Annotated in this window: 15 protein-coding genes; 4 read left to right on the top strand and 11 right to left on the bottom strand. The window is 40.3% G+C overall.

Features of this window, described 5'->3' with window-relative positions; genetic code table 11:
• Window positions 1-3 precede the first annotated feature (3 nt).
• The 11 genes from LVD17_RS01670 to LVD17_RS01620 form a co-directional block, all read right to left on the bottom strand.
• Window positions 4-567 carry a Crp/Fnr family transcriptional regulator gene (locus LVD17_RS01670; RefSeq protein WP_233764341.1) on the bottom strand — a complete coding sequence of 188 codons (564 nt, stop codon included), beginning with the start codon at window positions 565-567 and terminating at the stop codon, window positions 4-6.
• A gap of 3 nt (window positions 568-570) precedes the next feature.
• The gene (locus LVD17_RS01665; RefSeq protein WP_233764340.1) at window positions 571-1,161 is read right to left on the bottom strand and encodes a hypothetical protein; all 591 of its coding nucleotides are present in this window, start codon (window positions 1,159-1,161) and stop codon (window positions 571-573) included.
• A gap of 44 nt (window positions 1,162-1,205) precedes the next feature.
• Complete coding sequence (locus LVD17_RS01660; protein WP_233764339.1) at window positions 1,206-2,531, bottom strand: hypothetical protein; 1,326 nt, start codon at window positions 2,529-2,531, stop codon at window positions 1,206-1,208.
• A gap of 29 nt (window positions 2,532-2,560) precedes the next feature.
• Window positions 2,561-4,699, bottom strand: a complete 2,139-nt coding sequence (locus LVD17_RS01655) for a DUF4836 family protein (RefSeq protein ID WP_233764338.1) — start codon at window positions 4,697-4,699, stop codon at window positions 2,561-2,563.
• A gap of 4 nt (window positions 4,700-4,703) precedes the next feature.
• Window positions 4,704-5,384 carry a hypothetical protein gene (locus LVD17_RS01650; RefSeq protein ID WP_233764337.1) on the bottom strand — a complete coding sequence of 227 codons (681 nt, stop codon included), beginning with the start codon at window positions 5,382-5,384 and terminating at the stop codon, window positions 4,704-4,706.
• An 824-nt stretch (window positions 5,385-6,208) separates the two neighbouring features.
• On the bottom strand, window positions 6,209-6,613 hold the full coding sequence (locus LVD17_RS01645; protein WP_233764336.1) for a hypothetical protein: 405 nt from the start codon (window positions 6,611-6,613) through the stop codon (window positions 6,209-6,211).
• Between the two features lie 150 nt (window positions 6,614-6,763).
• Window positions 6,764-7,300 carry a DnaJ domain-containing protein gene (locus LVD17_RS28755; RefSeq protein ID WP_233764335.1) on the bottom strand — a complete coding sequence of 179 codons (537 nt, stop codon included), beginning with the start codon at window positions 7,298-7,300 and terminating at the stop codon, window positions 6,764-6,766.
• 116 nt (window positions 7,301-7,416) lie between these two features.
• Entirely contained in the window at window positions 7,417-9,747 is a 2,331-nt protein-coding gene (locus tag LVD17_RS01635; RefSeq protein ID WP_233764334.1) for a GH92 family glycosyl hydrolase, read from the bottom strand.
• A gap of 104 nt (window positions 9,748-9,851) precedes the next feature.
• The gene (locus LVD17_RS01630; protein ID WP_233764333.1) at window positions 9,852-10,484 is read right to left on the bottom strand and encodes a LysE family translocator; all 633 of its coding nucleotides are present in this window, start codon (window positions 10,482-10,484) and stop codon (window positions 9,852-9,854) included.
• Between the two features lie 286 nt (window positions 10,485-10,770).
• A complete protein-coding gene (locus tag LVD17_RS01625; protein WP_233764332.1) occupies window positions 10,771-11,232 on the bottom strand; it encodes a hypothetical protein in 462 nt (153 codons plus the stop codon).
• A 59-nt stretch (window positions 11,233-11,291) separates the two neighbouring features.
• Window positions 11,292-12,722, bottom strand: a complete 1,431-nt coding sequence (locus LVD17_RS01620) for a redoxin domain-containing protein (RefSeq protein WP_233764330.1) — start codon at window positions 12,720-12,722, stop codon at window positions 11,292-11,294.
• Between the two features lie 240 nt (window positions 12,723-12,962).
• Here LVD17_RS01620 and gldA point away from each other — a divergent pair, with 240 nt between their 5' ends.
• The 4 genes from gldA to gldG are packed head-to-tail and all read left to right on the top strand — an operon-like array spanning window position 12,963 to window position 16,300.
• The gene (gene gldA / locus LVD17_RS01615; RefSeq protein WP_233764328.1) at window positions 12,963-13,889 is read left to right on the top strand and encodes a gliding motility-associated ABC transporter ATP-binding subunit GldA; all 927 of its coding nucleotides are present in this window, start codon (window positions 12,963-12,965) and stop codon (window positions 13,887-13,889) included.
• Window positions 13,886-14,614: a gliding motility-associated ABC transporter permease subunit GldF gene (gene gldF / locus LVD17_RS01610; RefSeq protein WP_233764327.1), complete on the top strand. Its 729-nt coding sequence runs from the start codon at window positions 13,886-13,888 to the stop codon at window positions 14,612-14,614. The genes gldA and gldF overlap by 4 nt, the downstream gene beginning before the upstream one ends.
• The gene (locus LVD17_RS01605; RefSeq protein WP_233764326.1) at window positions 14,608-15,216 is read left to right on the top strand and encodes a DUF7088 domain-containing protein; all 609 of its coding nucleotides are present in this window, start codon (window positions 14,608-14,610) and stop codon (window positions 15,214-15,216) included. The genes gldF and LVD17_RS01605 overlap by 7 nt, the downstream gene beginning before the upstream one ends.
• On the top strand, window positions 15,209-16,300 hold the full coding sequence (gldG, locus tag LVD17_RS01600; protein WP_233764325.1) for a gliding motility-associated ABC transporter substrate-binding protein GldG: 1,092 nt from the start codon (window positions 15,209-15,211) through the stop codon (window positions 16,298-16,300). The genes LVD17_RS01605 and gldG overlap by 8 nt, the downstream gene beginning before the upstream one ends.
• The last annotated feature ends 1 nt before the right edge of the window (window position 16,301 follow it).

Here is a 16,301-nt window from a genome sequence, read left to right as displayed (position 1 = left end):
TGTCTATAAACTCAACTCCTTGCGTATCCTGCTTAAGTGACGTGGTGTAATACCCAGATAGGAGGCCAGGTACTGCAGCGGTATGTGCCGGATATAGTCGGGATGCTCATTGATCAGTTCAATATACCTTTCGCTGGCCTTTTCTTTCTGGTAAGAAAATATCCTTCTCTCCATCTCCACATACTGTTGCTCTGCCAGGTGTCTTAATAATTTCATCCAGTTCAGGTTATTTTCTGACATTCTTTCAACGTCCTCCTTTTTCAGTACAAGGAGTTCAACACGGGTTAAGGCTTGTATGCTTTCTGGGGATTTCTGACCGGTGATGTATGACGAGTATGCGGTGGTAAGGTTGTTTTCAAAAGTGATGCAGTAGGTAATTTCCTCACCGTTATCTTTGGTGTAGAAGGATCGTAGAATGCCACTTTTTACAAATGCAATTTCACTGCACATTCTGCCCTCTTTTATAAAATACTCTCCTTTTTGTAATGTTCTGGCTTTAAGGTACCTGTTTATAAGGTTGAGTTCGTCATTCGCGAGTAGATCAAAAGATTTGAGAAAGTTCAGCATAAACTAGTTTTTATGAGTATTCAGTACATGCCCTACGCTGATCTCAATATTTGCATTCCAGATGTCATATGACAAATCTTTATTTTTGAAATTGGTTATGGCATGGTTTCTAATATGAGGCTTGAACCTGAAGTAGAAATTGTCAATATATGTATGTACACCTAATCCTGCCTCTAATCCCAATCCGAATTTATCAATTTCGGGTAGCGAAGAATTCCCCGGAGAGAAATCAATTCTCGCTCCTGCGCATAGGAAAAACCACTTTCCAAAGGTAAGGTCGGCGGAGAGAGGCAGGGTAAAATAAGAAATTTCATAGTAATTAATAAGCGACGGCAAAGGACGATCGTGCCTAATGCGGGTTTTGAGATCGTAGTGAGAGAAATACACGCCTGACTCTAAAGTTAGCTTTTTGGTTATGAAATGGCTGTAGGTAAAGCCTAGCTGCAGGTTTCTATGGCCGGTGTAATCATCTTGTTCCTCACCTGCCGGATAGCCTCCTAATGGTTCCCATCCATTATTTTCCCAAACACCAGTCGCTCCGATTGAGTAGTTTATAGCGATTGTTTGAGCCCGCAGGTAAAAAGCTGGTGCCATAATACAAAGGCAAACCAGAAATTTTATTTCACACCGCATCTGAGTTAAATTAGTTCAATCAATTGCATTAAAGCATTGATATCTTTGTTTTTGAGCAACAGCTGTCCCTTAATATTAACAGCTTCTCCTGCCTGTGAAGCATTAATGTTTAAAGTTCTGAGGTTTTTCAGGTATTCGAGTTTAACGGACAAAGGGTTTTCTGAAGCCATACGCTGAAAATTGGCATAAAGCATAAAAAAGTCCGAAGAACCGGCTAAGTCTGCTTCGAATTGGTCATCGATATTAGTGAGTACTAATTCAGACGTTCCCTTTGTCTTGATATTCATGTCCAGTAAAGGAAATACCGTTCTGTTAAGCTTGTTATTGAGCACGACCTGGTTTTTTTTCAGCACTTCCATCATGGGGATTGCTTTTCCTCTGACCAGTACTTTTACTCCCGGCACTTGGCTTTCGTTCAAAGTTTTTACTTCCACTTTTTCGAAATCATCATTATAGTCGTACGTAATAATGGTATCATACTGAGTAGCTGTTCCTGCTATCCGCAGGTCAAGATAGCCTTCGTAATCCTTTGCCAGGCTGTCCAAAGGTATGGTAATATGGTTGATCTCGTAATTTTTCAGGTATTGATCGGGCACTTTGCCGGCAAGTCCAATATGAATTGAAGCACTGGTGTCCGGTTTGGTCAAAGACGAAGTTGAGGGAAGCTCTATTTCCGGGGCAAGGTTCAGTATTCCTGACAAGGTAACTTTACCGTTGTCAAAGTCTACGTTGGTTATATTTTGATCTTGCATAATTACGGCATCGCCATCTGCATCCTTTAGAATAGCTATAATTTTGCTGTCAGCGTTAATAGTTTTGGTTTGAAAGAGGATATCCTCCAGTGTAGCTTGTACATCCTTGCCGGTGAATGTGTAAGCCAGAACTATCCTCTGGTGGTCAAATGCAATGTGTATCTTCCCGTCGTCAGAAGCCGCATAACTATATTTTTCAGAAGTTGTAAAGCGGTTTATCTCCAGGTTTTTTTGAATATATGATCTTAATGCAGATGAATCGTTTACTTTCAACGTAGTATAAAAAGTCTTTAAGTCTCCTTTAAGGGTGTAAGCAAAAAGATTAGCGGGTAGGGTAAAGCCTCTGCCATCGTCGTCATCTTCATCGGCGTTCAAGCTGTCTTGTTGTGAAGGACTAAAGTAATAAGAAGGGTTGGAAAGCGTATTGAATGCTATTTTTCGGATCAACTGATCACTGTTGATCTTAATGATCAGGTCAGCGTTTTCGTGGATTATGCCATGATAGGAGTCATACTGACGGTACTTTAAAAAGCCATAAAAAACGAAGAGCAGCAGTAGGACCACTACTGCTGCTCTCATTATAAATTTTAAAAAACCTGATCTGCTCATTAATTTTCTATGTGTTCAATAAAATCCAAAAGGTAGGATAATGTGTTTTTATGGTTTGCCGGCACTTCCATAACCAACTCACTGTGCATCTTTTTGTTTTTGATCTTTGAGGATTTCAAATAGAGATCCGATGCATTTGCCAACGCATACCTGGCAAACTCCATATTAGGCATATTAGTACCAAGCGGAAAATCTTTTCCGAATTTTTTTCCGTTAAAGAAGGCTGAGAAATTCCCCTGTTTGATCATTTTCTTATGCTTACCGGAGAGTTTGGCAGTGTACCTGTCGTTTACAATGTCGCCCATGTCCTGAGCGGATGTGCTTAGAAAAAAGATGTCGTTTTTAATGGCGAAGTACAGTTCCAAGGGCAGGTCGCGCTGCTTATGGATCACCTTATAGTAACCATTCTCAGCTACAGCCATTTCCTTTTTTACAAGATAGTTTATAAGCTTATCAGTAAGGTCCATTTCCTTAGTCGATGCCATAAAAACGAAATCAGGAAGTTTTTCCTTTTTTGTTTTTTCTACAGCAGTGTAATTGTAATCTTCATCATACTCATAATCCGTATAAGTTACCTCTTTTTCGTTAATGCCCGTGAAAGCCAGTATGGCATCTCCTTTAATAAGTTTGGCAACAGCTTCTTCATCGAGTAGTAATGAAAAGAGGTCTGCACCAATAGCTATTTCATCCTGCATTTTGCCTTCAAGAAGTGGGCCGTAGGTGCTGGCCAGGAGTTTAGGGTACTCTTCAAGTGTATTTCTGCTGTTAACATTGTAGCTGATATACCCTAAAAACTTATCTTCATTAAGATATTTGAAGAATTTTGAATTGATCTTTTGATCACCCATCCGCTCATAGATCTCAGCGAAGTCGCCACTCAACCCCATGTCCACACTGATGCGTGCCTGGTGTCCCTCCAGATAAAGATTGGCAGATAGCTCTCCGTAGCCACCCATCATTTCGTCCAGGCTTTTTGGGTATCCTTTAAGAGCAGTATACATGCCAGCGTATATTTCTGACATAGTGTTTCCCAGATGATTGTTCCAGATATTCACTACTGCTTTGCTGTCAAACTGATTAGTATACTGTTTGTTTGCAGCAATAGATTTTTGAGCCGGAGTCATAGCCTGATGTAGCATAAATTCTGTCCAACGAGATTCCAGAGCCCTTTTTTCATCATAATAATCAAGGAAGACCAACGGATCGTCGTATTGGCTTTTATAAATCTTAAAAGTTTCGCTCAGGTATGTTGCGTCTTCAGCAAGCTTCAGTGCACGTTCCCTATCTTTTGCGTCTTTAAAATTGGAAATAGCCTGTTTTAGGAAGTAAGCCCTGTTGGAGATATAGCTGTCCAGGTTTTCAGGGTCAGGGTTGCTGATGCTGTCAACCTCGGCAACATAATTTTTAAGCTGGTCCACCTGAGTTTGCAGTTGTTCTAATACATCTGGATTATTGTTTTGAGCAGCTGCTTTCAGGTCTTCGGAGAAATAATAATAATTACTGGCATAAAGGTGCAGAGAGTAGTTGTACAGGTAAGGCAGGTCATCATAGGTAAACTCCCGGACTGGTTCTTCAGTAGCTTCTACAGTCTCTACTATTGCCTCTTCTTCTGTGGCTTCTACTACCTCAGCATTTTCCGCCAGTTCAGCTTCAATCGATGAAAAATCGTAGTCAGCAAAGTAGGCTTCATTATAATTGCCCAATACGAAGACCATTTTGCTGTTGTCCCATGCTACATATACACTGTTATCAACTTTGGTATATTTGTAGTTACCCTTTTGAGTAATTTCACTGTCTTTATAAACTTGCTCCAAAAATTGCGATTGGCTAAGTGGTGCAAGCATTACGGTATAAGAAAGGCTGTCGGTTTGATAAAAATAGAAGTAAGTAGTAGCCTGGGTATTTATTCCTATATCTTCGATTGTGGAAAGCTCCTGACCTGTTTTTTTAGAAAAGGCCTTTAACATTTCTTTCCCTAATTTGGAATTATCCAGCTCAGAGATAGCAACAGACTCCAGCAGTTTGCTGCCGTCAATACTCCCGACAAAGGATGCATTCGAAGGAATGTGGTCTCTGAGGTCTTGCGCCCGGATTATTGAAAAACTGACAAGGGCACAGATTAATAAAAGATATTTCATGTTGTTATTTTAATTGTACTTTGTTTGTAAGATTGATATTTCCGTTAATTACATCCAGCGCTGAAGCTCTCAGCATTACAGCCTTTTTTGATTTTGATATTTTCGCAGCGGTATTGGAAGATGATGCTACTTCATTTTCAAACCTGAATATTGAGGTGTAAGAGGCGTCGTTAAACACCTTCTTGTCATCACTTTTTAGTTTTTCGTATTCAGCTTTGGTCTCAGGTTTATACGTATAATTCTTTGAGAAGGTCTTTTTTGCGGCATTAAAATCATAAGATACCAGTAATGGCTTGAATTTCAGGTTTTTGGTGATTTCCTGAAGCAGGTTGTCAATATTATTTACAGACTTGAAATGGCAACTTATGGAGAATACATAATTGTCAAAATCAGCCTTTTTACTGACGTTTGAGATACCCTCCGAGTTCTTTAAATAATTTACAGCTTCGTTGAGAGCGTGCTCAATATCTTCACGGGCAGGTACTTTATGGCCGTTGACACTATCAAGCAGCATGATGGAGGCAAGCTTTGTTTTGCTCTTGCTCAGGTTGGCCGTAAGTGTTATTTCTCCGGAGCCATCAGCATTTACAGTGATCTCATCGATAATGTCAAAGCAGGAAGTAAGTGTGCTCAAAAGCACAAAAATAAATATAACCGATAGCTTTCTTTTAATTGTGGTTGTCATGAAAAATAGTTACGTGTATAGCCTTATTGACCTGGTCTGTTTATACACAAAGAGCCAAAAGTGTAAACGTTTTTATTTCGACTCTTTATCAAATAGGGCGCAAATCTAAATAGATATTTGATTATCGAACAATTATTTGCAGTAATTTTAATATTTTTGACCTGTAAAAAGGACGATAGGTGATTGCCACAGTTTGATTACGTAGTAAAGCAAGAGGTAAGTTATGAAAACAATAAAGATGAATGCACCTTTAGCAGTGTTTTTCAAAATTTATAGCTCTCACTTGAATGGTACGGTACATAAACTCAGGTGAGGGCGAAACTTCCTATTTGGATTTATTGACGTCGATAGTCCAGAACTATACCTGTTCCGGTTATACCAATACCGGTTGCAAGAATAACTGCACCGAAACTGCCCTGAGCGTCTCCCTCACAGTTGCCATTAGTACAATTGTAATAAGTAGCATCTGCATTGATACCATTATCCCTCCTAATATGGCCAGAGGAACACCTATGAATGTAAGTACTTTCCCCGTTTTACTAATGGATGTTTGTGCTTCGACTCTTCCATTACTTTGCTGAAAAAAATAGCAGCATAATCTGATGTTGGCTGAAGATGCTTCTGAGTAACAGGATCGGTTTTTGAAAACTACTTAAAGTGTCGCTGGAAACAGAAAGTGTGTTTTAAGCTCTTGCTATAGAAGGGAAAGCTGTAAAAATTAAAGCAACTAAGATTTTTTTGAAACATTTGTAATACTTTAAAAGTACAGGAAAATAGAGTTTTGGTATGAGCAAAGAGATAGATATTTGATTATAAGACAATTTTTAATACCCTCTCACAGTAAAACCAGTGACTACTTTTTCTGCTTTTTCGTCATTGATGTCAGAAGCGTTTACGTGTAGGCCAAAATGTTTTTCAGTGGTTGTGTTGTACGAAAATGTGGCTTTGATAGTATCACTTGTGCCTGTCAAGACTCCTGAATGTTTACTATAATAACCTGGCCAAAGGTTATTGATTATTTCATAACTGTAAGCCTTAAGTTCTGTTTCAGACGTTACTACAATTGTAATGTCTACTGGCTTATCACTCGAGTAGGGACCGGTATGTGGTGAAATAACGGTTATTTCAGGTTTCTTGATTTCAACGATCTCGTCATCTTCACATGAAAAAAGAATAATCAGGGGTAATAAGAATAGCTTTAATTTAGATTTAACAAAAATGGTGTGCATTTGAAATAATTTAATAATGGCGTTTCAAAGGTTTAAAAAATAGTTGCTAAAAACATCACTAACCTTCTAATAGCCGATGTAAATAAAACTGCAAGTATAGTTCTTTTCTAAATATGACAGAGAGGTATCTTGATTTATTTTTTGCTATTGCTAACTATAATTTTCAAAATAAGGTTTTACACCCTTATGAAATGCCCTTGCTAATGTATAAAAATGTGAACTTATCAATACAAGTAAAATACACCCAAGAGCATAGCTGCCATCCTGTATGAATACCCAGGTTAGCAATGGGGATAAAAACATTGCAATTGAAGCGGTGTAGATCAGATAGATTAAGGTGTATGAAAAGTACTTCACAGGGTTATAATACCAGGTCTTTTTAAAGGCATCATTCTTTCTTATGAAAGCCTCAAATTGCATTCTGGCATACTGTTGTGCTCTTTCTCGACGGAGTTCCTCTTTGCTGTTGACTGTATCTTCAAAACCTGTATATGAATAGCCCTTTTCGGTACCAAAGCCTTGCATAAGATATTGATAGGCTTCGGTAATTTCAATAAACATTTCCTCCGCATTATCTTCTGTACTTATGTCAGGATGATACTGTTTAGCCAGTTTCCTATATGCATTTTTGATTACACTCTTTGACGCACCTTCCCTTATTTCGAGAATGCTGTGGTAAAAACTCATAAATCAATATCGTATGAAGTTACTGAATAACTGGGTTTATATGAGATAAATCTTAATGAAGAGGAAAAAGTAACTGCGGTGTTTTTTGATTAGATATTCTGTTTATCAAAGTAGCCTCATTTCTCAACCTTATTCGTCATTTCATACACAATCTCACCACCATTCATGAGGTGCTCATGGGAGAGTTGCGTACTTTCAAGCTTTTCTCCATTTACGGTAACTCCGGCAACATACACGTTTTCTATGCTTTGGTTGTTGGCTATGATTTTCAGCGTTTTACCATTGCTCAACTTTAGAGTGGCTTCTTTTACCAGAGGGCTTCCCAAGGCATAGTAAGGCGACCCGGGTGTAACAGGGTAGAAGCCCAGGCTGCTGAAAATATACCAGGCGCTCATTTGTCCGGCATCGTCGTTTCCGCATAAACCTTCAACCGTTGGGGCATACATGGTATTCATAATCATGCGAACACGTTCCTGGGTTTTATCAGGGTGGCCGGTCCAATTATACAAGTAAGGTATATGATGGCCGGGTTCATTTCCATGCACATAGTTGCCAATAATACCATCACGCGTGATATCCTCATGTTTTTCAATATGCTTGTCGTCGATTTCCATAGTGAAGAGCGAGTCAAGATGTTCTGTAAAACGATCTTTGCCACCCATCATATTGATCATGGTATCGATGTTTTGTGGTACATACAGACCATAGTTCCATGCATTGCCTTCGATAAAGCCCTGGCCATGGGTATCCATCGGGTCAAAATTTTTGCGGAAGGTACCGTCAGCGAGTTTAGGCCTCATGTAGCCCGTCTTGTAGTCATACACATTTTTGTAATATTCCGATCTTTTTAAAAATTCGGTTTCTGTTTTACCTTGTCCTGTATTTCTGGCCATTTGTGCAATACACCAGTCATTATAGGCATATTCCAGTGTTTTAGATACCGAAGAGTGGCTTTTATCATCGGGCACATACTGGTAGGAGATATAATCGCCCAGTCCGTCAAAATATTTAACATTTGCAGTATTTACAGACGCCTGAAGAGCCCGTTCATGATCAAAATCACCCACATTTTTTGCCATGGCATCGGCTATCACGGAAGTAGCATGGTAGCCTATCATACACCAGTTTTCATTGGCATAGTGACTCCATATAGGAAGCATGTGGTGCACACTCTGGTCGTGATGCGCCAGCATAGATTTGATCATGTCATTGTTACGATCAGGCTGTATGATATTGAAAAGCGGATGCAGCGCCCGGTAAGTATCCCACAGTGAGAAAACAGTGTAGTTTGTAAAACCATCGGACTGGTGGATATTTTGATCCAGCCCTCTGTATTGTCCGTCTACGTCTTCATATATGACCGGAGAGAGGCAGGTGTGGTACAATGCAGTGTAGAAGTTTATCTTGTCACCTTCAGTTAAAGTGTTCACCTCAATTTTGGATAGCTCACTGTTCCATTTAGACTTTGCTTGCTCCTTTACCTTATTGAAATCCCAGTGAGGTACCTCCGCCTGCAAATTCTTCATTGCTCCGGCTGTGCTTACCGGTGAAAGAGCAAATTTGACCATGATCTTTTCAGCCTCAGTTGTATTGAAATTGAAATAAGCACGGATATCCTTTCCTGCCATTTCCGGGAAATTTTCAGATTGATCGAATCTTCTGTAGAAACCATCATATTTGACTTCGTCGTATTTTTTGTGTCCATAGCTCACGAAGGGTTTTGAAAACTGCATGGCAAAAAACACCTTTTTTGTTCTGGCCCATCCCTTGGTTTGCCTGTATCCGGTTACTAACGAGTCGTTTTCCACTCTGATGAATGTCCAGACATTCTTATTATCGTGGTGGTATACATTATAAACCAGGTCCAGAATAATATGTGCGTCTTCAGATTCCGGGAAAGTGTATTGATGAAAACCTACTCTTTCCGTAGCAGTCAGCTCAGCTTGAATGTCATAGCTATCCAGGTGTACTTTGTAATACCCGGGAGTTGCCCGTTCCTTGTCATGATTAAAGGTAGAGTAAAACCCCTTTGAGCCTTCGTCTGTTCTTATGGGCTCGGTTATCAGCTTGCCTGTGGTGGGCATTATGAGGAAGTCACCCAGGTCGGAGTGGCCGGTGCCACTAAAGTTAGTATGTGCAAAACCGATGATTGTAGAGTCTCTATATTGATAGCCCGCGCAGTATTCGTAAGTTTTGCGGTTATAGTTGCCGTTAGCATCGTACATCACCTCAAAGTTGGTCTGCGGACTTAGCTGTACCATTCCAAAAGGTGCGGTTGCCCCGGGGAACACATGTCCCATTTTGCTTGTGCCGATCAGAGGGTTTACATATTGAGTATAATCTGCTCCTGAACTTTCTGCAGTATCGGCAGAAGCGACGTCTGACGCTGTCTTGTTGCAGGATGTGATGAGAATGGCCGATACTAATGTTAGGATGTAAATCTTCATTTGTTGCCGGTGTTGGTTTGTATTGAGTAATATATTTTGCGAGATCGTTGATAGAGGAATTCTACAATTGGCCAAAAAAGGATATTTTAAAGGCTTGTATGGCTTTACCTTTCCGATAAGGCCAGCTTTATGCCCAGAAGGATGAATATTCCGCCGGTTACTCTGTCGAGCCAAAGCTTAATCTTATAATTTTTTCTTATCTGATCTGATAGCCTTGATGCAAACAATGCTAAAATAAGGCACCATACGGTTCCTGTAAATAGAAAGGTTAACCCCAGTACGAGGAATGAAATAGAGCTTTGAGCATAATTGGGATCAATGAACTGAGGTAGAAACGCCAGGAAAAACAATGCGACTTTTGGGTTTAAAATATTGGTCAGGATTCCTGACATATATATACGCATATTTCCGACACGCAAGGTTTTTGTTTCGAGGTCTAATTTGCTATTTGCTTTAAAACCAAGTGACTTGAACCCGAGATAGATCAGGTATGCAGCCCCCAGGTACTTAACGATCAAAAAAGCCATAGCTGACTTTGCGAGTATAATAGACAGGCCTAATGTAGCAAAAATAATATGAAAAATTGATCCGGTAGAAATACCCAGAGCTGACAGGATACCTGCCTTCTTACCCTGAGATATCGATCGACCGAGTATATACATGGTATCTGCACCGGGAGTCAGGTTCAATAAAATTCCTGCAATAAGAAACGTCTCGAAGTTGATAATTCCAAACATAGCTATGGGGCTTGGTTGTGACCCGAGGCGGGCCTGTTTCATAATTGGGTGAATCTACTATAATCCGCTGAACAATAGAATCAACAGGGAATTTATTTATTTCCATAAGGTGAAAAAATCTATCACCGGAATAAAATGGCTATGAAAGGCGTGGGAAAAGTAAAAAAATGCATGCCAAAATGTATGGCATGCGCAATGGGATTAGTGTATGCTCTCAATGATACAACCGGGATCATTGTCCCGGTCGAATTTATTAAACGTAGAGGATTTCAAAGGTACAGCCAGCTTATGCTACTCTTTCCCTTCCTGCTTCCATTACAGCATACTCTTTCATTTTTTTGAAGTCGTTATCATTCATGGTTTCGACTGCTGTACCACTGGTTTCCAGAGAGTAGTTACCCTCATTCTCCCACCAGGTACGGGCATGCTTGCGGGCCTCTTCTTTATTTACTTCGAAAAGCTGAATATATGAGTCAGAGATTATCCAGGATTTGTCCTGAGTGCTGTATTTCTCAAAGATCATATTCCGCATTTGGGTTGCAGTTTTATCCTGATTTTTGAAGTGAGAAATCGTATATGACATGGTTTCAGGTTCAGTCATTACATTATCCCAGAATCTTTTAGAAGAAACGATCTGGGAAGTGGTAAGTAAGTAACCAAAACCTTTTTCCACAGGCTCTTTGCTGATATCGCAAGTGGCTTTAAAGGCTTTTTTCTTTTTGCCGAATAGATTGGATATAAAGGACATAATGTTGTTATTTAAGTTGTTGACCTATTTTTTGAACGTGTGTAGTTACAAAAAGTTTTTCAATTCTCCTCTTTTCTCCGGGCTTCCATTTGCTCATATCTCGTCAGAAAGTCTTCAAGCTTTTCCGCCGGTACTTTCTTTGCTATAATTTTCTTCTTCTCATCCAGTACATAAATAGTAGGTGTGGTGAGGGCATCATAGAGTTTTTGATAGTGTTCGGTATAGGTACGCGGGCCGTTTACAGTAACCCAGGGCTCCAGGTGCATATCTCTGATATAGTCTTTCATTTTTGTCATGGAAGTGTCGGCGGACACAGCGAATACACTGATATCAAAAGAGGTCTCTTCTGTAAATTTCTTCAGTTTAGGCGTTTCCTTTTTGCAATGCCCGCAGTCAGGGTCATAAAAGTATATTACCGTATATTTGTTTTTGAGGTCGTAAAGAGATTTTGCCTGCAGGGCTTCATCGAGCATGATAAGGTTAGGGGCCTTCATGCCTATCAGGCTTAACCTCAGCTGATCGGCTCGTTCTTTCAGGTTCTTCTTGAGCTGGTCATTGGCCCAGTAATCCATTTCTCCACTGGCAAAGTAGCTGTCATATATATTGACAAACACCTCGTCCAGCCCCATGATTTCAGGGTTTTGATATTTGATAGTGACTGTCCAGGTAAAATACTTGTAAGTGTCCTGGTTTGCCCGGGCTATTTGTGCCAGCCTGTTTATGGCTTTGGTAAGCGTATCCGGGTGCTGGATCAGCAGTTTGTCCAAATAATCTTCAACTCTCTTCCTGTAAATGGGTTCGGAAAGCCGGATCATAGCGGGGTCAGCAAGATCGAAATTATCCCAATAATGGTCCTTGTAATATCGATAACTAAAGGTAGAGTCAATTACTCCATTATCGAGTATTGGAGCTTCCGGAACGTCTATTTTCTTATTGGCAGTTAAAATTCGTGACAAAAGGCTTTTGGGATGTTTGCTGATGAGCTGGTCCTGATGAGTCATTACTTTTTTGTTGAGTTTTTCCAACTCAGCTCTGGCAACTGATCTGGATGCCTCAGAGCTGGTACTGTCCCTCAATACCTGTACATAAGGCTGAGCCTCTTCGTTACGGGCACTGTTGTAGAGCAGGTTAGCGAAAAACACTTCGTTCTCCACATCACCAGCTACCTTCATATGGGACACATACTCAGGGTGCGTTGTTTGCATGGCAAACTGCTGGTCAGTACTGATCAGGATGTCAAATAGCCTCGTCTTGTTTAATACAATGAAGTAAACACCTTCCTCCAGTGCTTTTTTTCCGGTAAAAACAAACTCTCCGTCTTTATTAACATGAGCAGTATCTTTTACATAGGTACTTTCACCGAAAAAGTTGCCCAGATAAACCGTAGTATCTGCCAGGCCTTCTATTTTGAATTTAAGCTCATAGCCCTTTTGAGCAGAAAGAGAGCCACCGATAAGGATAAATAGTATATAAAACAGGAATTTCTTCATCTGGATCTTTTTTCAAACCAATGCGAAAATTATCAACATAAGGTAATAGCACAAAGTTCTTTAACAAATCTTTAACAAAAAATATGCATTTGGAAAAAGACAGATATCTGGGGCATGTATAACTTCGCCCGTCAAACTATGGACAAGTGTATTGTGAATGCGTTGGGCAATATGTCCTTTCGACCAAAAAATGTTGCCATAGTTGTATCAACTTGATAGCTTTGCCGTTCAATAAAAGCTATGTCGATAAAGGTCAAAAATTTAACCAAGGTATTCGGGACGCAAAAGGCCATCGATAATATCTCTTTTAATGTTAAGGAAGGTGAGATTCTCGGCTTCCTGGGGCCTAACGGAGCAGGAAAATCCACAACCATGAAAATAGCTACTTGCTATCTGCCACCTGATGAAGGAGCGGTAGAAGTTAGCGGGTATGATGTAGTGGAGCAATCTATGGAGGTGAGAAAGCAGATTGGCTACCTTCCGGAGCATAATCCGCTCTACCTTGAAATGTATGTGAGGGAATACCTGGGATTTATAGGTAAGCTTCATGGATTACGAGGAATCCATTTAAGGGCTAAGGTTGACGATATGGTGCAGCTTACCGGGCTCACCCGTGAGCAAAATAAGAAGATCGAGGCACTGTCAAAAGGGTATAGGCAACGGGTTGGGCTTGCCCAAGCGCTGATCCATGATCCGAAGGTACTCATACTGGATGAGCCTACAACAGGCCTTGACCCTAATCAGATCATCGAGATCAGAAACCTGATCAAAAATATAAGCAGAAACAAAACCGTTATTTTTTCAACACATATCATGCAGGAGGTCCAGGCCCTTTGCGATCGTGTAGTGGTGATCAATAAAGGTAAGATTGTGGCTGATGATGCCATAGGCCAGCTTAAGACATCAACAACGAAAGTAAGGATAATCACCGCGGAGTTTTCTGAAAATGTGGAGATAAACCAACTCAAAGCTATTGAAGGTGTGCTTGACGTTGAGGCTGGTGCAAATCATAAGTATGAAATAAAAACGGATGCCGCCATAGATGCACGTCCGTCCATATTCAAGTTCGCCTCTGATAACGGCCTTACACTTTTGGGGCTACAACAGGAGGAGGTTACCATGGAAAATGTGTTTCAGGAGCTGACGAGAAAGGAGAAGGGTGAATGATACAGGTATTTGTAAAAGAACTTAACAGCTTTCTCAATTCCCTGATCGCATACATTGTTATCAGTGTATTCCTTACAGGAATAGGCCTTCTGATGTGGGTTTTTCCCGAAACGTCGGTATTGGAATATGGCTATGCTGACATGGAAACCCTTTTCTCCCTGGGACCATACGTTTTTATGTTTTTAATACCGGCGATTACTATGCGTATGTTTGCCGAAGAGAAGAAGGCAGGGACTATTGAAATGCTAGTTACCAAGCCACTAACTGACTGGCAGATTATTTTTGGCAAATTCCTGTCGGGGTTTGCTCTTGTTATATTTTCTGTTATTCCTACGATCATTTATTATTGGTCAGTTTATCAGTTAGGTAACCCCATCGGGAATATAGATACAGCAGGTGTGCTGGGTTCTTATATTGGTCTGATTCTCTTAGGAGGGGTTTTTACCTCTATCGGGATCTTCTCATCGGCGATCAGCACAAATCAGATTGTATCATTCATAATAGCCGTTTTCTTCTGTTTTATTGTTTATTCCGGCTTTGAATCCATTGCTTCAATCAATGATTGGGGAGTATTATCTTCATTCATTGAACAACTGGGCATACTTTACCATTACGCAGCAATGAGCAAAGGTCTTGTTGATACAAGAGACGTTATCTATTTTCTCAGTGTGATCACCGTTATGTTATTATCCACAAAACTGATATTGAGCAGTAGAAAATGGTAAACCTGAAAAGTAGAAAATTAGAGTCATTCCTCCGGTTCCTCATTGGGTTGGTTGCTGTAATATTGCTTAACATTCTGGCATCTTCATATTTTCACAGGTTTGACCTCACTGAAGAGGGGAGATACTCTATAAAACAACCTACTAAAGAGATGCTCCGTGAGTTGGATGATGTGGTCTATGTTGAAGTATTTCTTGATGGGAAACTTAACTCCGGATTCAAGAGATTACAACGTTCTATCAGGGAAACCTTGGAAGAGTTTCGGGTGTACTCTGGCGACAATATTCAATATACCTTTAACGATCCAAGTGCGGCAATGAGTGAAAAGGCCAGAGGAGAGTTTATGAGGGCGCTGATGGCTAAGGGTATACAGCCTACAAATATTATAGACGAACAGAACGGCAACAGAGTGGAGAAGCTGGTCTTTCCAGGTGCTATTGTTTCTTATGGTGGTGCTGAAACGGGAGTGATGTTGCTGAAGGGTAACAAGGCGGCTACTGCGGAGGAGAAGCTTAACCAATCCATAGAGGGAATAGAGTATGAACTGGCATCTGCTATCAGAGGTATGACCAGCCTGGAAAGAAAAAAAAATAGCCTTGGTTAAAGGACATAGAGAGCTTGATTCTCTTGAAATAGCAAGTTTTGCATCAGCTTTAGCGAACTTATATGATTTAGAGATTGAAAATTTACAGACTACACCTTCTGATTATGATGCGCTTATCATTGCCAAACCGACCCGGGCATTTTCGGAGCAGGAAAAGTATCATCTTGATCAATATGTAATGGGTGGTGGTAAGGTATTAATGCTAATAGATAAACTACAAGCTGATATGGACAGCGCGTCCGCTGTTTTTAATTATGCCTTCCCTTACGACCTCAATATTGATGACCAGCTTTTTAAGTACGGCATCCGTGTCAATAGTGATCTTTTAATGGATAACAGTGCTGCAGGCTATCCTGTGGTGGTAGGAAATATGGGGGATCAGCCGCAGATCAAACTTCAGAACTGGCCTTTTTATCCTATTATCAACCGTTTTTCCGACCATGCCATTACCAGAAATATGGGTGCGGTGCTGTTGCGATTTGGCAGTTCAATAGATACGATCAGGACCCCCGGTATAAAAAAGACACCTTTAATGTTTAGTTCGCAATATAGCCGGGTTGTTTCAGCTCCAGTCAATGTTTCAGTACAGGATCTGAGGACAAATATGACTTCGGATAAATTTGACAAGCAGTATTTGCCTGTTGCGTACCTGCTCGAGGGAAAATTTGAATCCTTATATAAAAATCGCTTTAAGCCTGAAAATATAGATGATTCGAATTTTATAGAAAGTGCTAAAACCGGAGCTAAACTGTTAGTGGTGAGTGACGGAGATATTGCGCGTAATGAAATCAATACCAGGAACAATTCTCCGCAACCCTTAGGATTTTATCCGTTCTCTCAAAACACATTTGCCAATCAGGATTTTCTGATGAATGCCATAGCCTACCTGATTGATGATGAGGGTATTATTACCGCCAGGAATAAAGAAATAAAGATCAGGCCTTTGAATAAGGTTAAAATAAGCAAGGAAAAAACCAAATGGCAGATTATCAATATGGCTATACCGGTTTTGTTGCTCATTGTCTATGGAGTGGTAAGGTTCTACTGGAGAAAAAAGAAATATACCGGATTTGGTACTGAATAGA

It is taken from the genome of Fulvivirga ulvae, from assembly GCF_021389975.1.
Classification (GTDB): Bacteria; Bacteroidota; Bacteroidia; order Cytophagales; family Cyclobacteriaceae; genus Fulvivirga; species Fulvivirga ulvae.
Note: the sequence above shows the minus strand (reverse complement) of the source record. Positions and strands in the feature narration are given on the sequence as shown.

Bases quoted from the DNA above. Each gene is read 5' to 3' on its own strand.
- LVD17_RS01620 (WP_233764330.1), bottom strand. From the start codon at position 12,722: ATGAAGAAATTCCTGTTTTATATACTATTTATCCTTATCGGTGGCTCT.
- LVD17_RS01655 (WP_233764338.1), bottom strand. From the start codon at position 4,699: ATGAAATATCTTTTATTAATCTGTGCCCTTGTCAGTTTTTCAATAATC.
- LVD17_RS01625 (WP_233764332.1), bottom strand. From the start codon at position 11,232: ATGTCCTTTATATCCAATCTATTCGGCAAAAAGAAAAAAGCCTTTAAA.
- LVD17_RS01630 (WP_233764333.1), bottom strand. From the start codon at position 10,484: ATGTTTGGAATTATCAACTTCGAGACGTTTCTTATTGCAGGAATTTTA.
- gldA (WP_233764328.1), top strand. From the start codon at position 12,963: ATGTCGATAAAGGTCAAAAATTTAACCAAGGTATTCGGGACGCAAAAG.
- LVD17_RS01650 (WP_233764337.1), bottom strand. From the start codon at position 5,384: ATGACAACCACAATTAAAAGAAAGCTATCGGTTATATTTATTTTTGTG.
- LVD17_RS01635 (WP_233764334.1), bottom strand. From the start codon at position 9,747: ATGAAGATTTACATCCTAACATTAGTATCGGCCATTCTCATCACATCC.
- LVD17_RS01605 (WP_233764326.1), top strand. From the start codon at position 14,608: ATGGTAAACCTGAAAAGTAGAAAATTAGAGTCATTCCTCCGGTTCCTC.
- LVD17_RS01660 (WP_233764339.1), bottom strand. From the start codon at position 2,531: ATGAGAGCAGCAGTAGTGGTCCTACTGCTGCTCTTCGTTTTTTATGGC.
- LVD17_RS01645 (WP_233764336.1), bottom strand. From the start codon at position 6,613: ATGCACACCATTTTTGTTAAATCTAAATTAAAGCTATTCTTATTACCC.
- LVD17_RS01665 (WP_233764340.1), bottom strand. From the start codon at position 1,161: ATGGCACCAGCTTTTTACCTGCGGGCTCAAACAATCGCTATAAACTAC.
- LVD17_RS28755 (WP_233764335.1), bottom strand. From the start codon at position 7,300: ATGAGTTTTTACCACAGCATTCTCGAAATAAGGGAAGGTGCGTCAAAG.
- LVD17_RS01670 (WP_233764341.1), bottom strand. From the start codon at position 567: ATGCTGAACTTTCTCAAATCTTTTGATCTACTCGCGAATGACGAACTC.
- gldF (WP_233764327.1), top strand. From the start codon at position 13,886: ATGATACAGGTATTTGTAAAAGAACTTAACAGCTTTCTCAATTCCCTG.